The organism is Micromonospora pallida, from assembly GCF_900090325.1.
GTDB lineage: Bacteria > Actinomycetota > Actinomycetes > Mycobacteriales > Micromonosporaceae > Micromonospora > Micromonospora pallida.
Map to the genome: position 1 here is coordinate 1495312 of NZ_FMHW01000002.1, position 16928 is coordinate 1512239.

General features: G+C 73.3%; 18 protein-coding genes. 17 read left to right on the forward strand and 1 reads right to left on the reverse strand.

Annotation, left to right across the window (positions count from 1 at the left end):
- Positions 1–138 precede the first annotated feature (138 nt).
- The 7 genes from GA0074692_RS06530 (at position 139) to GA0074692_RS06560 (ending at position 9048) form a co-directional block, all read left to right on the forward strand.
- On the forward strand, positions 139–1134 hold the full coding sequence (locus GA0074692_RS06530) for a Gfo/Idh/MocA family protein (RefSeq protein WP_091640421.1): 996 nt from the start codon (positions 139–141) through the stop codon (positions 1132–1134).
- Positions 1127–2215, forward strand: coding sequence for a zinc-dependent alcohol dehydrogenase (locus tag GA0074692_RS06535; protein ID WP_091640424.1), 1089 nt, complete (start codon positions 1127–1129; stop codon positions 2213–2215). The genes GA0074692_RS06530 and GA0074692_RS06535 overlap by 8 nt, the downstream gene beginning before the upstream one ends.
- A gap of 168 nt (positions 2216–2383) precedes the next feature.
- Positions 2384–4294 (forward strand): ABC transporter ATP-binding protein, encoded by a 1911-nt coding sequence (locus tag GA0074692_RS06540; protein ID WP_091652782.1) that lies wholly within the window; start codon positions 2384–2386, stop codon positions 4292–4294.
- Between the two features lie 119 nt (positions 4295–4413).
- Positions 4414–6711: an accessory Sec system translocase SecA2 gene (gene secA2, locus GA0074692_RS06545; protein WP_091640426.1), complete on the forward strand. Its 2298-nt coding sequence runs from the start codon at positions 4414–4416 to the stop codon at positions 6709–6711.
- 171 nt (positions 6712–6882) lie between these two features.
- Positions 6883–7623, forward strand: coding sequence for a GAF and ANTAR domain-containing protein (locus GA0074692_RS06550; RefSeq protein WP_091640429.1), 741 nt, complete (start codon positions 6883–6885; stop codon positions 7621–7623).
- Between the two features lie 63 nt (positions 7624–7686).
- Entirely contained in the window at positions 7687–8199 is a 513-nt protein-coding gene (locus tag GA0074692_RS06555; RefSeq protein ID WP_091640431.1) for a DUF2231 domain-containing protein, read from the forward strand.
- Between the two features lie 90 nt (positions 8200–8289).
- Complete coding sequence (locus GA0074692_RS06560) at positions 8290–9048, forward strand: class I SAM-dependent methyltransferase (protein WP_091640432.1); 759 nt, start codon at positions 8290–8292, stop codon at positions 9046–9048.
- A gap of 40 nt (positions 9049–9088) precedes the next feature.
- Here the strand turns inward: GA0074692_RS06560 and GA0074692_RS06565 are convergent, their stop codons facing one another.
- On the reverse strand, positions 9089–10045 hold the full coding sequence (locus GA0074692_RS06565) for a DUF3500 domain-containing protein (protein WP_176738333.1): 957 nt from the start codon (positions 10043–10045) through the stop codon (positions 9089–9091).
- Between the two features lie 89 nt (positions 10046–10134).
- Here GA0074692_RS06565 and GA0074692_RS06570 point away from each other — a divergent pair, with 89 nt between their 5' ends.
- The 10 genes from GA0074692_RS06570 to GA0074692_RS06620 all read left to right on the forward strand — a co-directional run bounded on the left by GA0074692_RS06570 (position 10135) and on the right by GA0074692_RS06620 (position 16927).
- Positions 10135–10512: a cupin domain-containing protein gene (locus GA0074692_RS06570; RefSeq protein ID WP_091640434.1), complete on the forward strand. Its 378-nt coding sequence runs from the start codon at positions 10135–10137 to the stop codon at positions 10510–10512.
- Positions 10513–10696: 184 nt separating this feature from the next.
- Positions 10697–11140: a cysteine dioxygenase gene (locus GA0074692_RS06575; RefSeq protein ID WP_091640435.1), complete on the forward strand. Its 444-nt coding sequence runs from the start codon at positions 10697–10699 to the stop codon at positions 11138–11140.
- 275 nt (positions 11141–11415) lie between these two features.
- Positions 11416–11874, forward strand: coding sequence for a rhodanese-like domain-containing protein (locus GA0074692_RS06580; protein ID WP_245730616.1), 459 nt, complete (start codon positions 11416–11418; stop codon positions 11872–11874).
- Between the two features lie 45 nt (positions 11875–11919).
- Positions 11920–12498 carry a winged helix-turn-helix domain-containing protein gene (locus GA0074692_RS36415; protein ID WP_091640437.1) on the forward strand — a complete coding sequence of 193 codons (579 nt, stop codon included), beginning with the start codon at positions 11920–11922 and terminating at the stop codon, positions 12496–12498.
- Positions 12499–12762: 264 nt separating this feature from the next.
- Complete coding sequence (locus GA0074692_RS06590; RefSeq protein WP_091640439.1) at positions 12763–13371, forward strand: winged helix-turn-helix domain-containing protein; 609 nt, start codon at positions 12763–12765, stop codon at positions 13369–13371.
- Positions 13372–13457: 86 nt separating this feature from the next.
- A complete protein-coding gene (locus GA0074692_RS06595; protein WP_091640442.1) occupies positions 13458–14096 on the forward strand; it encodes a nucleoside/nucleotide kinase family protein in 639 nt (212 codons plus the stop codon).
- Positions 14097–14328: 232 nt separating this feature from the next.
- Entirely contained in the window at positions 14329–14727 is a 399-nt protein-coding gene (locus tag GA0074692_RS06600) for a TraR/DksA family transcriptional regulator (protein WP_091640444.1), read from the forward strand.
- Positions 14728–14785: 58 nt separating this feature from the next.
- The gene (locus GA0074692_RS06605; protein WP_091652791.1) at positions 14786–15658 is read left to right on the forward strand and encodes a DUF72 domain-containing protein; all 873 of its coding nucleotides are present in this window, start codon (positions 14786–14788) and stop codon (positions 15656–15658) included.
- Positions 15659–15962: 304 nt separating this feature from the next.
- Positions 15963–16391 carry a DUF2267 domain-containing protein gene (locus GA0074692_RS06615; protein WP_091640446.1) on the forward strand — a complete coding sequence of 143 codons (429 nt, stop codon included), beginning with the start codon at positions 15963–15965 and terminating at the stop codon, positions 16389–16391.
- A 293-nt stretch (positions 16392–16684) separates the two neighbouring features.
- Complete coding sequence (locus GA0074692_RS06620; RefSeq protein ID WP_091640448.1) at positions 16685–16927, forward strand: hypothetical protein; 243 nt, start codon at positions 16685–16687, stop codon at positions 16925–16927.
- Position 16928: the final 1 nt, after the last annotated feature.

Below are 16928 nucleotides of genomic sequence, written 5' to 3' on the forward strand. Positions count from 1 at the left end.
CGACCGCCTATAACCGCGTCGCCACCACCATCCTGACCAGAAGGCCCGGCTGTCCCATTTCCCCCAGGTAAACGTTTGTACCCAGCGTCACCGGGGCAGTCCCCTCAGGTACGGACAGTCGTGCTGGGAGGACGCTGGATGGGTACGTGTCGGGTGGGACTGGTGGGTGCCGGAGGCGTGGCGCAACGGCACGCCGAGGTGCTCAGCGGATTCGAGGATGTCGAACTGGTCGGGGTGACCGACGTCGCCCACGACGCGGCGGCCGACCTCGCCGGCCGGTACGGCGGCCAGGTGTTTCCCGACGTCGGGGAACTCCTTGCCACGGCACCGGACGCGGTGTACGTCTGCGTGCCGCCATTCGCGCACGGGCCGGTGGAGGAGGCAGTGATCGACGCCGGGGTGCCGATGTTCGTCGAGAAGCCCGTCGCCATCGACCTGGACACCGCCGAGCGGATCGCCGAACGCGTCGCCCGGCGGGGGCTGCTCACCGCGGTCGGCCACCACTGGCGCTACCTGTACGTGGTGGAGCAGGCCCGCGAACTGCTCGCCGACCGCCCGGTCCGGCTGGTCAGCGGCAGTTGGCTGGACAAGGTCCCGCCGGTGGCCTGGTGGACCCGCCGAGACCGCTCCGGCGGACCGGTCGTCGAGCAGGCCGCGCACGTGCTCGACCTGATCCGGGTGCTGGTCGGCGAGATCACCGAGGTCACCGCGTACGGCGACGGCACACCGCCACCGGTCGACGGCGCCGACATCGACTCGGTCACCGTGGCCGCGGCACGGTTCGCCAACGGCGCGGTCGGCACCCTCACCGCCGCCTGCGTGCTCGGCTGGAAACACCGGGCCGGGCTGGAGATCGTCGCCGACGGGCTGGCGTTGACGCTGGCCGAGGACGGCCTCGTGGTGTGCGACGCCGACGGGCAACACCGGTACGACGCCGACCCGGACGGGGCCAGGGTCGCCGTCGACCGGGCCTTCGTCGACGCGGTCCGGGGCGTCGGCGACGACGTCCGGGTCCCGTACGCCGAGGCGCTCGGCACCCAACGGCTGGCCTGCGCGGTCGCCGAGAGCGCGCGCACCGGCCGAGCGGTGGCCCTGCCCGCGCCGAGCCGGATGGGGGTGACCGTCGGTGCGTGACAAGGTCGTGGTGGTCAGCGGCCCCGGCCGGGTCGAGCTGGTCGAGCAGGACGCGGGCGAACTGCGCGAGGGCACCTTTCGGGTCGAGACGCTCTATAGTGGCGTCTCCGCCGGCACCGAGCTGAGCTACGTCAAGGGCACCAACCCGTACCTGCACGTCACCTGGAACACCGACCTCGGCCTGTTCCAACCCGGCGCGGCGAGCACCCCGTACCCGGTCCGACGGCTGGGGTACATGCAGGTCGGCCGGGTCGTGGAGAGCGCCACCCCGGCGGTGCCGGCCGGCGCCGTCGGTGCGATGACCTACGGCCACCGCACCGGCTACCTGGCCGACCCGGTCGCCGAGCGGTTCGTCCCGCTCCCGGACGACCTCGACCCGCTGCTCGGCGTCTACGTCGCGCACATGGGACCGATCTGCGCCAACGGCCTGCTGCACGCCGCCGCCGACCTGCACGGCACCGACGTGCGGTCGCTCGCCGACGGGGTGGCCGGCCGCCGGGTCGCAGTGGTCGGCAGCGGCGTGGTGGCCCTGCTCACCGCCCTGTTCGCCCAGCGGGGCGGTGCCGCCTCGGTGGTGGTGCTCGACCCGACCCCGCAGCGTCGTCGGGTCGCCGAGGCGCTCGGCCTGGAGACCCTCGACCCGGACGCCGACGATCCGGCGGTGGTGCTGAAGACCCGCTGGGCGCACGGTCCGGGGGACCGGGGCGCGGACGTGGTGTTCCAGTGCCGGGGCCAGGCCTGGGCGCTGCACCTGGCGTTGCGGCTGCTGCGCCCGCAGGGCACCGTCGTCGACCTGGCCTTCTACCAGGCCGGCGCGGACGAGGTACGGCTCGGCGAGGAGTTCCACCACAACGGGCTCTCGGTGCGCTGCGCCCAGATCGGCCGGGTGCCACGCGGCCTCGCCCCCACCTGGGACCGGGAGCGGCTCTCCGCCGAGACGATCGAGTTGCTGCGGGCCCACGGTGACCTGATCCGCAAGCACCTGGTCTCGGCGACCGTCCCGTTCGACGAGGCCCCGACCCTGCTGACCGACCTGGCCGAGCGCCGCCGCCAGGAACTCCAGGTCGTACTGACCTGCTGAGGTGGTCGCGCGCACTGTTTGAGGTGGTTGCGCTCAATGCTGAGGTGGTTGCAGGGGTTGAGGTGGTTGCAGGGGACCCTTCCTACCGCTTTTTGATGAGCAGGGGACCCCTGCAACCACCGGGCAGGGTGGCGCGGGGTGGAGGCGGGCGGCGGCTACCGTGATCCGGTGACCACCGGAGCCACCCCGCGTGTCGGACTCGCCGCCCTCCTGCCGTACCTGCGCGCCCACCGGGGCACCCTCGTCGTGGTGGCGGTGTTGTCGCTGGCCGGCGCCGGGGCGGCGCTCGCCCAGCCGCTGCTCACCCGGGCGTTGCTCGACGCGGTCTCCGCGTCCCGGCCGGTAGGTTCCCTGGTCGGTGTGCTCCTCGCCGTGCTCGTGGGTGGGGCTGTGCTCTACGGCTTCCGTGACTACCTGCTGCAACGCACCGCCGAGGGACTGGTGCTCACCACCCGCCGCCGGCTCGCCAGCCACCTGCTGCGGCTGCCGATCGGCGAGTACGACCAGCGCCGTACCGGCGACCTGCTCTCCCGGGTCGGCGCGGACACCACCCTCCTGCGGGCGGTGGTCACCTCGGGACTGTTCGAGCTGGTGACCGGGGTGGTCACCGTGGTCGGCGCGGCCATCGCGATGATCCTGCTCGACCCGTTCCTGTTCGGCGTCACCCTCGCCGGGGTGGCGGTCGGGCTAGGCTTCGCCCTCACCGTGGCCCGACGGGTGCGTGACCTGTCCCGCGCCGCCCAGGAACGCATCGGGGAGATGACCTCCGCCGTCGAGCGGGCCATCTCGGCGGCCCGGACCATCCGGGCCAGCCGGGCCGAGCAGCGGGAGACCGGCACCGTCGTGACCAGCGCCGAGCAGGCGTACGCGGCGGGGCTGCGAGTCGCCCGGGTACAGGCGGTGGTCGGCCCGATCGGCTCGATCACCATCCAGGGGGCGTTCCTGCTGGTGCTCGGGGTGGGCGGGGCCCGGGTGGCCGCCGGGGCGCTCAGCGTCGGGGACCTGGTCGCGTTCATCATGTTCCTCTTCTTCCTGGTCCTGCCGCTGGGACAGGCGCTCAGCGCGTTCACCCAGCTCCAGACCGGCCTCGGCGCGCTCCAACGGATCGAGGAGATCCTCACCGTGCCGGTCGAGGGGGCGGCCGACGCACCCCGCCGGGCGGAGCCGGTCGGCGCGCACCCGGCCACCGTCGGGCAACCTGCCCCGATCGCCGTCGCGGAGGACCCGGCCCCCGCCAGCGTCGCGGAGCGCCCGACGCCCGCCAGCGTCGCGGAGGGCCCGGCTGCCGTCGGGGAGCGGCTCCCGGTGGCCGTCGCACCGCGCCCGCCGGTCGCCGGCGGCGGCCACCCGGCGACGATCGAGTTCGACCGGGTCGGCTTCGGCTACCCGGGCGGACCGCCGGTGCTGCACGAGGTCAGCTTCACCGTCCCCGCCGGGACCCGCACCGCTCTGGTCGGCCCCTCCGGTGCCGGCAAGTCCACCCTGCTGGCGCTGGTCGAGCGCTTCTACGAGGTCAGTGCCGGCAGCCTGCGGTTGGACGGCGTCGACGTCCGCGACCTGCCCCGCGACGCGCTGCGGGCCCGGCTCGGCTACGTCGAGCAGGAGGCTCCGGTGCTCGCCGGCACGCTGCGGCAGAATCTCCTGCTCACCGCCGCCGACGCCACCGAGGAGCGGCTGCTCGCCGTGCTGGACGAGGTCAACCTGCGTCACCTGGTGACCCGGACGGCGGAGGGCCTGGACGTGCAGGTAGGTGAGGGCGGGGTGCTGCTCAGCGGCGGGGAGCGGCAACGGCTGGCCATCGCCCGGGCGTTGCTGGCCGGGCCGCCGGTGCTGCTGCTCGACGAGCCGACCAGCAACCTCGACGCCCGCAGCGAGGCGGCACTGCGCCGGGCCATCGACGCGGTCGCTGTCCGGCGGACCCTGCTGATCGTCGCGCACCGGCTCTCGACGGTGGTCGACGCCGACCAGATCGTGGTGCTCGAGGGCGGTCGGGTGGTCGCCGTCGGCCCCCACGACGAACTGACCGACACCAGCCCGCTCTACCGCGAACTCGCCACCCACCAGCTTCTGGTGAACTGAGCGCCGCCGGTCCGGCCAGCGTCGATCTCCGGTGCCGGCGGCCGGTGCGGCGACACGTCGGGCCCGGTCGCGGTGACCGGGCCGCACGAGCCGGCCCGGGTCGCGTACCGTTGCCGCTCATGGGTGTGTCGCAACGGTTGAAGAGCAGGTTCCGGCGCTTCCTTCAGCGGCCGGGCAGCACGGTTGACCTGGCCCCGCTGGAGAAGCTGCTGCCGCAGATCGAGGCGCGGGAGGAGGACCTCGCCGCGCTCGACGACGGCGAGCTGACCGAGGCCGCCGGGGCCGCCTCCGGGTACGTCGAGATCTGCGCGATCGGCCGCGAGGCGGCCCGCCGAGGGCTCGACCAGCGCCCGTACGATGTGCAGTTGCTCGGCGCGATGGCGCTGCTGTCCGGCAAGGTCGCCGAGATGGCCACCGGTGAGGGCAAGACGCTCACCGCGGCCGTCGCCGCGTACGGCCACGTCCGGTTGGGCAACGGCCCGGTGCACGTGCTCACCGTCAACGACTACCTGGCCCGCCGGGACGCGCAGTGGATGGAGCCGGTCTACACCCTGCTCGGGCTCACCGTCGGCTGGGTCAACGAGTCCTCCACCCGCGAGGAGCGGCAGGAGGCGTACGGCCGGGACGTCACCTACGTATCGGTCAGCGAGGCCGGCTTCGACTACCTGCGCGACCAGTTGGTCACCGACGTCGACGACCGGGTGCAGCCGGAGCTGCGCACCGCGATCGTGGACGAGGCCGACTCGATCCTGATCGACGAGGCCCGGGTGCCGATGGTGCTGGCCGGCGCGGTGCCCGGCGAGCAGGACCCGGTGCACGCCGCCGCCGCGATCGTGCGCGGCCTGCGCAAGGGCAAGCACTACACGGTCGCCGAGGACGGCCGCAGCGCCGCCTTCACCACCGCCGGCCTGGCCGCCGTCGAGGCCAAGCTCGGCGACGAGGTCGACCTGTACGCCGAGGAGAACGTGGAGCAGCTTTCGGCGGTGAACGTGGCGCTGCACGCGCACGCGCTGCTGCACCGGGACGTCGACTACATCGTCCGCGACGGCACGGTGGAGCTGATCGACGAGATGCGCGGCCGGGTCGCCCAGCGCCGCCGCTGGCCCGACGGGCTCCAGGCGGCGGTGGAGGCCAAGGAGGGCCTCGACGCCACCGCCGAGGGCGAGGTGCTCGGCACCATCACCGTCCAGGCGTTCATCGGCCTCTACCCGAAGCTCTGCGGGATGACCGCCACCGCGGTGCTCGTCGGCGACCAGCTCCGCGAGTTCTTCTCCCTCGAGGTCGCGGTGATCCCACCGAACACCCCGTGTGTACGGGAGGACGACCCGGACCGGATCTACGCGACCCGGGCGGAGAAGGAGGAGGCGCTGATCGACGAGATCAAGCGCTGCCACGAGGTCGGCCGGCCGGTACTGGTCGGCACCCTCGACGTCAAGGAGTCCGAGCAGCTCGCCGCCGGGCTCAACGCGGCCGGCGTGCCGTGCGTGGTGCTCAACGCCAAGAACGACGACGAGGAGGCGACGATCATCGCCGAGGCCGGCGCGTACGGCGCGGTGACCGTCTCCACCCAGATGGCCGGTCGGGGTGTCGACATCCGCCTCGGCGGCAGCGACCAGTCCGACCGGGAGCGGGTCGCCGAGCTGGGCGGCCTGTACGTGATGGGCAGCGGCCGGCACGACAGCCGCCGGGTCGACGACCAGCTCCGGGGTCGCGCCGGTCGGCAGGGTGACCCGGGCGGGTCGGTCTTCCTCGTCAGCCTGGAGGACGACCTGGTCACCCGGCACGCCGGCGACACCGTCCCGGCGTCGCCTCGGATGAACGCCGACGGTCTGGTCACCGACACCCAGGTCGACTACGCGGTGGAACACGCCCAGCGGGTCGCCGAGGGCGTCAACCACGAGATCCACCGCAACACCTGGCGGTACAGCGTGGTCATCGAGCAGCAGCGCAAGGCGCTCGCCGAGCGGCGCGAGCGGCTGCTGACCAGTGAGGTCGCCGCGCTGATGCTGCTGGACCGGGTGCCGGAGAAGGCCGGCGAGATGGACGAGGACCTGCTCACCCGGGCCGCCAGGTGGATCGCCCTCTACCACACCGACCGACTCTGGGCAGAGCACCTCGCCGAGCTCTCCGAGGTTCGCGAGGGTGTGCACCTGCGGGCGCTGGGGCGGCTGGACCCGCTCGACGAGTTCCACCGGGCCGCCGTACCGGCCTTCAACGCGTTGATCCCCGAGATCGAGACGCGGACCATCGCGACCTTCACCGAGACCGAGTTCGACGAGGACTGGGAGCCGGACGCCGGAGAGCTCGTCCGGCCCAGCGCCACCTGGACGTACCTCGTGCACGACAACCCGTTCGGTTCCGAGCTGGACCGGTTGATCGCCTCGGTGGGACGGCGACTGAGCAGCGGTTCCCGCTGATTGACGGGCTCCTCCCGCGGTTGCCGGGAGGAGCCCGCTCTACCTCGTTTCGGGCCAGGTTCCCTGGGGTAGAAGCGCGGGTCCGTCGAGTCGGGAGACAAGGAAACTGATGACGATGCTGGCGGTGCGGAAAGCCGCGTCCGGCGCGGGGGCCACGGAGGCCGTGCCCCGGTGAACCTGGAAACACACGAACCGGTCACGGAGCACCTGGGCGTCCTGGAGACCGCGGCACTGCTGCGCGAACTGACCGCCGCCCTGCTCGACACCACCGACTTCGACGAGGCGCTGACCCGGCTGGTCACCGTCGCCCGGGACGCGGTACCCGGGGTGACCTGGTGCGGGTTCACCGTACTGCGGGCCGGCGAACCGGCCGGCGTGGCCGCCTCGGACCCGCGCCTGGCCGAGTTGGACGACTTCGGGCACGGCCCGGAGTCCCCGGCGATGAGCGCTATCCACCGCCGGGAGATGCTCCTCTCCGCCGACCTGGCGACCGAGGAACGCTGGCCGGCCTGGACGGCGCGGGCCCGGGCGCTCGGCGTCCGGGGGGTGCTCGCTGCCCCGGTGGACGTCGACGACCAGGTCATCGGCGCGATCAACCTGTACGCCGACGCGCCGGACGCGCTGACTGCCCGGCGCCAGCTCACCGCCATGCTCCTCGCCGAGCACGCCGGTCTGCTGCTGGCCGGGGTACGTGGCCGGGCGCGGCAGGCGGCGCTGGCCGATGAGATCGACGAAACTCTACTTCAGGAGGGTGTGGTGGGGCAGGCCATCGGTGTCATCATGACCCAGCGGGGTTGTCCGGCACCGGAGGCGCTCCAGGTGTTGCGCAGCGCCGCCTCGGCGCTCTCCATCCCGTTGCGGGAGGTCGCCGAGCGGCTGGTGGTCACCGTCTCCCGGCCTCGGGAGGGATGACCGTTTCGTCGCGCCGGGTCCGGGTAGCAACTCCGGGGCCGCAGCCGAACCGGGGGAGGGCACATGCAGAGCCGACTGCGGGTGCAGGGGCACCCGATCCAACCCATGCTGGTGACCTTTCCGTTCGGACTCTTCGTCTGCGCGACCCTGTTCGACCTGTTCCACCTCGTCGGTGGTCCGGCCTTCCTCGGTGAGGTGGGCTACTGGACGGCGGTGGCGGCGCTGGTCGCCGCCGGGATGGCCGGGGTGGCCGGGATGGTCGACCTCTGGGACGTGCCGGCCGGTCGCACCCGCCGCACCGCGATCAGCTTCAATCTGGTCAACGTCGCGATGGCGGCGATCTTCGTGGTGAGCTGCCTGGTCCGGGCCGACACGCCCGGCCGGGGCGCCTCCGCCGCGCTGCTGGTCACCGAGCTGGTCGCGCTCGGGGTGGGCGCGGTCGGGGTCCGGCTCGGCACCCGCCTGGTCCGGGTCTTCGACCGTGGTCGTGTTGAGGCGGGCGGGCTGGAGTCGCTCGGCGCGGTGAGCGGGTCCACCGTCGACCTGACCCGCCCCGCCACCCGTCCGGTCAACTGACCCAACCGCCGGCCGGACCAGCCGGGTGCCGGCCAGCCTCGGGCCGGAAACGCGTTGCCGGGGCAGGTCCGTCCGGCCGAGACTGCTGCGATGGCCGACACCGACTTCGACGACCTGGTGGCCGAGGGCGCTGCCGTGCCCGTCCAGGGCTGGGACTTTTCCTGGCTGCGCGGGCGGGCCAGCGAGGAGCGTTCCCCCTGGGGCTACGCCGGGCTGCTGGCCGACCGGATGACGCGAGCCGACGCCGCTCTCGACATCGACACCGGCGGTGGCGAGGTGCTCGCCGGCATACCCCGGCCGCCCCGCCTGCTGGTCGCCACCGAGGCGTGGCCGCCGAACGTCGAGGTCGCCCGCCGTACCCTCGAGGGTCTGGGCGCGACCGTGGTGGCCGTCGCGGACCGGCCGGCGCTGCCCTTCCGGGACGCCGCGTTCGACCTGGTGGTGAGCCGGCACCCGGTGCGCCCCCGGTGGCCGGAGGTGGCCCGGGTACTGCGCCCCGGCGGTCGTTTCCTGTCCCAGCAGATCGGCGCCGGCACGGTCCGGGAACTCGCCGAGGCGCTGGTGGGCCCCCGGCCGCTCCGCGACGACCAGCGGCCGGAGTGGGCGGCGGCCACCGCCGAGGCCGCCGGGCTGCGCGTGGTCGACCTGCGTACGGCCACCCTGCGGACGGTCTTCCACGATGTCGCGGCGGTGGTCTACTTCCTGCGCAAGGTGATCTGGACGGTCCCGGACTTCACCGTGGACCGGTACCGGCCGCAACTGCGCCGCCTGCACGACCGGATCGTGGCCGAGGGGCCGTTCGTCGCGTACGCCCGACGCTTCCTGATCGAGGCGGTCAAGCCCGGCTGACCACCCCGCGCGGCGTTGCCCACCGGCGGCCCGGCCGGCTTCACCCGGTACGGGGATGGGCCTCGGCGTGGTGGGCGGCGAGCAGGTCCGCGCCGAAGTCGGCCGACGGGCGGCGTAGCACGGTGTGCGCGTGGTTGCCGTCGGCGGCGGTGTTGTCGTACTCGATCAGCAGGTCCTCGCCCTGGACCCGGTAGTAGTGGCGCTGTCCGGGTCCGGTCGGTCCGGCCCAGGCGAAGTGCAGCTCCCCGCCGTCGATCCGGCGGGCCTCCCGGGCGGCCAGTTCGGGCGGGAGCCGGTCCAGGTAGAGGGCGACCAACTGGTCGAGCAGCGCCCGGCCGGTCGGCCCGAGACGGCTGGCGGACACCCCGAGCGGGTCGATCCGGTCGGGCGCGGTGGGGCGGGTCGCGCTGATGATGTCGTCGGGAGCCTGGTCGGTGACGATGGCGGCGGCCCGGGCGGGCGCGCCCATCGTCTCCAGCAGCGCCCGTGCGAGATCCTCCTCGGCGGCCAGGGGCCGGGAGACGGTACGGCCGGCGTACCGGACCGTGGCCGGGTTCGCGCCGAGGAAGACCGGGGCGGCGGCGACCTGGTCGTCCACCACGGTCATGCTGACCGACATGTGGTGCCCCTCCACCCGCCACGCCCACCGGTCGTCGCGCGCCGGATCGCCGAAGACGGCCACCCAGTAGTCGTCGCTGTGCCGGCCCCGGCGCCAGCCCTCCGCCCGGTCGAGCACCTCCTCGAGGGCCATGATCGCCATAGCCTGGGCGTACGCGTGCGGGCTCAGCGCCGTGGCGAGCAGCCGGTGGGTGGCCTTGCGGCCGGCCCGGTCGAGGTCCGCCAGGCAGGCCCCGGGCCGGGGACGCGGGCGGTACTCCAGGTGGCGGCGGGCGTCGTCGTCGAAGGCGTGCACGGCCCGGGTCCGGGCCGGGTCGTCCAGGGCGGCCAGCAGCGTCCCGGCGGCGACCCGCATCTGTTCGGGTAGGGGATCCTCCACGGTCTCCTGTATACCGGTCGCGCGGGTATCGCGGCGGGCCACTTTCCGTGCTGTTAACCTGCTGCGCCTCGCGACGGATGGGGAGAAGCGTGGACGAGACCGTGTACGTGGGCAACGCGGGCGTGGACGGGGCCGGTGACGGCGGCTGGCTGCTGGGCCACTTCATGCCCGCCGGACACCCGCGCCACAGCACTGACGTGGAGGTGAAGTGGGGGGTGCACGCGGCGGGGGAGAGCCGCTCCCGGTGGGCGACCGGCGAGCGCCGTACCGCCCTGCTGGTGCTGGTCAGCGGGGCGTTCCGGGTGGAACTGCCGGACCGGACAGTCTGTCTGCGCGAGCCTGGTGACTACGTCGTCTGGGGTCGGGGCGTCGACCACTCCTGGTACGCCGAGCAGGAGTCCGTGCTGTTAACGGTCCGCTGGCCCTCGGTGCCCGGCTACCGGGTGGAGCCACCGGTCCGACGCTGACCTCGACGGGGTGAGGTGGTAGCAGGGGTCCCCTGTTACCGCTTTTTGTCGAGGAGGGGACCCCTGCAAACATCTCAGCACCCCCGCGACCCGCATCCCGACATTCGGGAATGCCTACTAACCAGATAGGTTTTAGTGGTTATTCTGGGTTCGCTGCCCCGCTTAGCGTCCCGAGGAGCCAGCCATGGACCATCCGCGTGAGCCGGACCTGCTCGCCGTCGCCCGCCGGCACGCCGTGCCGCCGCTGCCGGTCCGGTTCGACCCCGTCGAGCGGTGGTACACCCGGCTCGCGTCCGGACCGGACCACGAGGTCTGGCTGCTCACCTGGCTGCCCGGTCAAGGCACCGACCTGCATGACCACGGCGGTTCCGCCGGTGCCTTCCTGGTGGTCTCCGGCACGCTGACCGAGGAGGTCGTCTCCGGTGGGCGGCTGCGCCCGCATTCGCTCCCCGGGGGCACCGGCCGCCGGTTCGGGGCGCGCCACGTGCACCGGGTGACCAACCGGGGCGACGAGCCGGCGGTGAGCCTGCACGTCTACCGGCCGGCCCTGCGCCGGATGACCCGCTACCTTCTCACCGACGGCCGCCTTCGGGCCGCCGAGGTCGCCCGCGCGGGCGTCGCCTGGTGAGTTCCCGAACCCCGTTGCCCGCCGGCGGCGTCGGCGACCCTCGTCCCACCGGAGGACCCACCATGCCCCACCGCTGTCTGCCCGACCCGTCCGTCACCCCGCCCGGCTCGTCCGCCACCCGGCCTGCATCGTCGGTGACCGCGCTGTCCGGCCCGTCCGTTGCCCCGTCGCTGGGAGCGACCACCACGCCGACCAGCCCTTCCGCGACCGCGCCGGCCAGGCCCTCCGTGACCGCGCCGACCGGCGCCTCCGTGACCGCGCCGACTGGTCCCTCCGTGACCGTGCCGGCCGGCTCCCGGGGCATCGACGAGATCCTCGCCGCCGCGCGGGCCCGGTTGCGTCGGCTCGACCCGGAGCAGGCCCACGTGGCGTACCGGCGTGGCGCGTTGCTGGTCGACATCCGGCCGGCCGCCCAGCGGGCCGCGTACGGCACGGTCCCGGGCGCGCTCGCCATCGAGCGCAACGTCCTCGAGTGGCGGTTCGATCCACGCTGCGCCGCGCGGCTGCCGCAGGCCGTCGACTACGACCTGCGGGTCGTGATCCTCTGCCAGGAGGGCTACACCTCGTCGCTCGCCGCGGCCGCGTTGCAGGACCTCGGCCTGCACCGGGCCACCGACGTCGTCGGCGGCTTCGCCGCCTGGTCCATCGCCGGGCTACCCACGCTCGGCCCGACCGTTCTGCGGCCCCCGGCGTCAACCGTCGCGCCGGTGGCCGTCCGACCCACGCCGTACTGACCGCCGACCCCGGCGCGTCGCGCGGCAGCCCAGCAGGGAGGCAGCATGTCCGTCTTCGCCACGTCCGCGCGTCCGTACCCGACGCCACGCCTGGTCGCGCCGCCGCGACCCCGGGCGACCCCGGTCCTGACCATCACCGTCGACGTCGCCTCCGGTGCGGTCACCCCGCGCCTGGCCCGCCTGGTCGAACTGCTCAACGAACTGGCCGAGACCGGTGAGGGGGTCCTGCGGGTACGCGGCACGGACCGGCTCGCGCCGGCCGTCCCCGCGCCCGCGGAGCCCCACCCGGAGCCGGCACCCCGCCCTGATCCGTCCAGCCCGGACACCGTGCTCGTCGCGGTCGCCGCCCGGGACGCGCGCCGCGGCTCCCGGGTCCTGGGCCTGACCCGCATCGAGTTCGACCTGCTGCTCTTCCTCGCCGAGCACCCGCGGCGGGTCTTCACCCGGCGACAACTGCTGACCGGAGTCTGGGGTCACGAACACTCTGTCACCCGAACGGTGGACGTGCATGTCCGTCGGTTACGTGCCAAGGTCGGTGACGACGTCCCGCTGGTGACCACCGTGCACGGGGTCGGCTACCGGCTCGCCGACGACGCGCCGGTGCTCATCGACCGCGACCACTGACCCTGGCGGCCGGGGTCGGATCTCCCGAAAGCGCCGACAGATGGAGGTGAAAGCCGCAAGGTACCCCCGTTCCTTTTCATCTCGGCGCTTCTGCTGTAATCATCAAACGCCGTACGCAGAGCGAGCACTCGGCTCCAAAGCGTTCGTCGATTGTCACATTCCAGCAACACGGCCGCCCTTGATTCTCGAACGGGGACCGGGAAATATCGATCCACAGGAGCGTTCCCGGGCCGTGGGGAGACACTGGACCAGCCAAGGAGGACCATGTCGGTCAGCCCCGCCTCGTCGCGCGCCGGATGGCATACGTCCCAGCCCGCAGTCCCCGGTCGTCCTCCCGCCGGCCAGCGCCGTCCGTCCAGCACAGCGGCCCCGGTCCTCACCGTGACCCTGTCCATCCCGCTCTATTCCGAGGAGGCGCTGACCCCACCCGCCCGGCGGCTGCTCGAAGCGGCCCGGGAGCTGTTGGAACGGGGAGAGGGGGTCGTCGTCACCGGCCCCGCGCCGGAACGGCGACCGGATCCCGTCCCGGCCGGCCGGTCGTCGTCCCGCCCCCAGGCCGCGCCGACCGTGCCGGCGCTGCACATCCTCGCCGCCTCCCGGTCGGTGCTGCGCGACGGGGAGCCGCTGCCGCTGACCCGGCTGGAGTTCGACCTGCTGTTGCACCTGGTCGCGCACCCCCGCCGGGTCTTCACCCGGCTGCAACTGCTCAACGCCGTCTGGGGGTACGAGCACGCCGGGGTGCGCACCGTCGACGTGCACGTCCGGCGGCTACGCGGCAAGGTCGGGGTGGACGTGCCCCTGGTCACCACGGTCTACGGCGTCGGTTACCGGCTCGCCGACGACGCCCGGATCACCGTCGACCGTACCGGCTGACGCCACCGGCCCCGAGCCCCGCTCGAGGGGCCGGTCTGTGTTCCGGTCCGGGGGAACGCCCCGGGCCGGTCCGGCACCATGGTCGGATGCGGATCCGCCCCATCTCCCCCGAACGGCTCGTCGTCGCGTTGACCGAGCGGCTGGTCGGGGCCCCGGTCGCCGGACGACTGCGGGTCGCCGTGGACGGTCCACCCGCCGCCGACCCGGACGCCCTGGCCGGGGCGCTGGTCGACCCGTTGCGCGCGGCGGGCCGGCCGGTGCTGCACGTACGCACCACCGACTTCCTGCGTCCGGCGTCGGTCAGACTCGAACACGGCCGGACCAACCCCGACTCGTACTACCTGGGCTGGTTCGACGAGGCGGGGCTGCGCCGCGAGGTCCTGGACCCGGCGGGCCCCGACGGCACCGGCCACCTGCTGCCGTCCCTCTGGGACGCCCGCGCCGACCGGGCCAGCCGCGCCGGGTACGTGCACCTGCCACCCGGCGGTGTGGTCCTGGTCAGCGGCCCGTTGCTGCTCGGCGGCGGACTGCCCTTCGACGTCACCGTCCACCTGGTGCTCTCGCCGGCCGCGCTGCGCCGCCGGACCGACGCCGCGCAGGCGTGGACGCTGCCCGCCTTCGCCCGGTACGCCGAGGAGGTCGCCCCGCAGGACTTCGCTGACGTGGTGGTCCGCCTCGACGACCCTCGGCACCCGGCGCTGGTGGAGACCGCACCGACCGGATGAGCCACCCGGCGAGCGAACGACCCCGGGCCGCCCGGAGAGCGAACGACGCCGAGCCACCCGGCGAGCGAACGACCCCGGGCCGCCCGGAAGGGGACGACGCCGGAGCCGGCTGCCGAAAATCCCCGGTTTGATCGTCGGTGGGCGTGGGTAATCGCCCGGCTCACAAGCGGACCGTCGTCGGGTGCACACCCGGCTACCCGGGGTCCAGGAACCCGAGGAAAGGCAGACAGCGATGCTCGTCCACGACACGGTCGGTACGGGGCGATCCCAGGAGGAGATCGACCGGATCCGCCTCGCCCTGCAGGCCCGCTACGACGAACTCTCCACGGAGTACGAGCAGGCGATGGTGGAGAGCCAGGTGCTCCGGCTGGTCGAGGTCGGCGACACCGCCGGGGACGACCAGGCCGACAGCGGCACCAAGACCGCCGAGCGGGACACCGCCCAGTCCCTGCTGCGGACCATCCTCGACCGGCGGGCCCAGTTCGAGCACGCCCTGGCCCGACTGGAGGAGGGCACCTACGGCCACTGCGAGGGCTGCTCCACGTCGATCCCGGTCGAGCGGCTCGAGATCTTCCCCTCCGCCACCACCTGTGTGACCTGCAAGCAGTCCCGGGAACGGCGGGCCGCCTGAGCGCCCGTACGCCATCCACCGCCCCGGTCCCGCCGCCGGGGCGGTGGCGTTGACCGCCGTGGACCGGATCCTGGTCGGCACCGCCTCCTGGACGGATTCGACGCTGCTGGAGTCCGGCTGGTACCCGTCGGAGGCGGACACCCCGGAGCGGCGACTGGCCCACTACGCCCGCCAGTTCCCGCTGGTCGAGGTGGACGCCACCTACTACGCGCCGCCGGCCGAGCGGACCGCCCGGCTCTGGGCCGAACGCACCCCGGCGGGCTTCACCTTCAACGTCAAGGCGTTCAGCCTGCTCACCGGACACCCGACCCGGGTGGGCGCGCTGCACAAGGATCTGCGCCCGGAGACGGAGAAACGGAACATCTACCCGGGTGACCTGCCGGCCCAGGCGTACGAGGAGGTCTGGACCCGGTTCCTCACCGCCCTGGATCCGCTGGTCGCCGCCGGCAAGCTCGGCGCGTTGCTGTTCCAGTTCCCGCCCTGGTTCACCATCCGCAGGGAGAACAAGCAGTACCTGCTGGAGGTGGCCCGGCGGTGCGCCCCGCTGCGGCCGGCCTTCGAGTTCCGGCACGCCTCCTGGTTCGCCGGGGACAACGCCGAGGAGACCCTCGACTTCCTGCGCCAACACCGGCTGACGTACGTCTGCGTGGACATGCCCCAGGGTCACCGTTCGTCGGTGCCACCGGTGCTGGCAGCCACCGCCGACCTGGCGGTGGTCCGCTTCCACGGCCACAGCGACCGGTGGACCAGCAAGGACATCCACGAGAAGTTCGGCTACCACTACTCCGACCGGGAGCTGCGCGACTGGGCCCCGAGGCTGCGCGAGCTGGCCGGCCAGGCCGAGCGTACGCACGTGCTCCTGAACAACTGCTATCGCGACTACGCCCAGACCAACGCGGCCACCCTGGCCCGGCTGCTCGGCACCGGCTGACCCGCCGGAGGTGATTCACCCGGTCGGGGTGACGCCACCTCACCCGGCCCCGGGCCATCGTGGCAGCTGTGTGCGGTTGTCGCCGCGCACGCGCGACGACGCGGAGACGGGGTGGTCGAGATGACGGTTCGGGTCGTACCGGACCACCGGCGCGTGGTAGGCGTGGCCGGGACGCGGACGCACCCGTCCGGCTGTGCGGCCCGGCCGCGTCGGGTCGGCCCGGCCCGGCAGTGGCGGGGGCCGACCGGGCCGCCGTGGCGTGACGACCATCGACGGTGGGAGACCGACGGACGGGGGTAGGCACATGGCTAACGAACCGAACTCGGTGTTCGAGTCATCGCTGGACAAGACCAATCTGATCCTCAAGGACATCGAGCAGGCCTACGGCTGGTCGAAGGACCGTCGCAACCAGTCCTTCGCGGCCCTGCGTACGGTGCTGCACCTGCTGCGGGACCGGATGCCGGTGCAGGAGTGCGTGGAGTTCTCCGCGCAGTTGCCGGTGCTGGTGCGGGGCGTCTACTTCGACGGCTGGGACCCGTCGAACGTGCCGGTGAAGCTCAACCGGGACGACTTCCTCTTCGAGGTCCGGCAGGGCTTCCCGTTCGACACCGAGGGCGGCCCGGAACAGGTGGTACAGGTGGTGCTGGACACTTTGCGCCGGCACGTCACCCAGGGCGAGTGGGACGACGTACGGGCCACCATGCCCAGCGACCTGGCCCGGATGATTCCCTGACCGACCTCGCCCGGCCCCGACGGCCCACCGACCCGGCGGGCCGTCGGGCCACGCCCCCCACTCCGTCGATCATGGAGTTGTGGCGCCACTGTTTGTGGCGGTTGTACGGGTTGGAGCGGTGCCCTAACTCCATGATCGACGGGGTGGGTGAGCGTGACCGGATGTCTGGAACCAGCGGTATGTCGGGGAAGTGCGGCCTACCGTGTGGTTAGAGGAGATCGTGCGCCGGGTACCACCGGCGGCACGACGAACCCCTGACCCAGGACGGGGCGGCGCATCCCGAGGGAGTACCGATGGCACTGAACGACGACGACATCACCACGACCAGCGGCGGCGGCGCGGAGGGTCCGGCTGACGGTGGTGCCACTCCGGGCCAGCAGGACGGTGGCGCCGACGGTGGCGCGGAGGGACCGGCCGACGGCGGTGCCACTCCGGGCCAGCAGGACGGTGGCGCCGACGGTGGCGCGGAGGGACCGGCCGACGGCGGTGCCACTCCCGGTCAGCAGGACGGTGGCGCCGACGGCAGCGCCCGGTAAC

Bases quoted from the DNA above. Each gene is read 5' to 3' on its own strand.
- GA0074692_RS06530 (WP_091640421.1), top strand. From the start codon at position 139: ATGGGTACGTGTCGGGTGGGACTGGTGGGTGCCGGAGGCGTGGCGCAA.
- secA2 (WP_091640426.1), top strand. From the start codon at position 4,414: ATGGGTGTGTCGCAACGGTTGAAGAGCAGGTTCCGGCGCTTCCTTCAG.
- GA0074692_RS06555 (WP_091640431.1), top strand. From the start codon at position 7,687: ATGCAGAGCCGACTGCGGGTGCAGGGGCACCCGATCCAACCCATGCTG.
- GA0074692_RS06560 (WP_091640432.1), top strand. From the start codon at position 8,290: ATGGCCGACACCGACTTCGACGACCTGGTGGCCGAGGGCGCTGCCGTG.
- GA0074692_RS06575 (WP_091640435.1), top strand. From the start codon at position 10,697: ATGGACCATCCGCGTGAGCCGGACCTGCTCGCCGTCGCCCGCCGGCAC.
- GA0074692_RS36415 (WP_091640437.1), top strand. From the start codon at position 11,920: ATGTCCGTCTTCGCCACGTCCGCGCGTCCGTACCCGACGCCACGCCTG.
- GA0074692_RS06590 (WP_091640439.1), top strand. From the start codon at position 12,763: ATGTCGGTCAGCCCCGCCTCGTCGCGCGCCGGATGGCATACGTCCCAG.
- GA0074692_RS06595 (WP_091640442.1), top strand. From the start codon at position 13,458: ATGCGGATCCGCCCCATCTCCCCCGAACGGCTCGTCGTCGCGTTGACC.
- GA0074692_RS06600 (WP_091640444.1), top strand. From the start codon at position 14,329: ATGCTCGTCCACGACACGGTCGGTACGGGGCGATCCCAGGAGGAGATC.
- GA0074692_RS06615 (WP_091640446.1), top strand. From the start codon at position 15,963: ATGGCTAACGAACCGAACTCGGTGTTCGAGTCATCGCTGGACAAGACC.
- GA0074692_RS06620 (WP_091640448.1), top strand. From the start codon at position 16,685: ATGGCACTGAACGACGACGACATCACCACGACCAGCGGCGGCGGCGCG.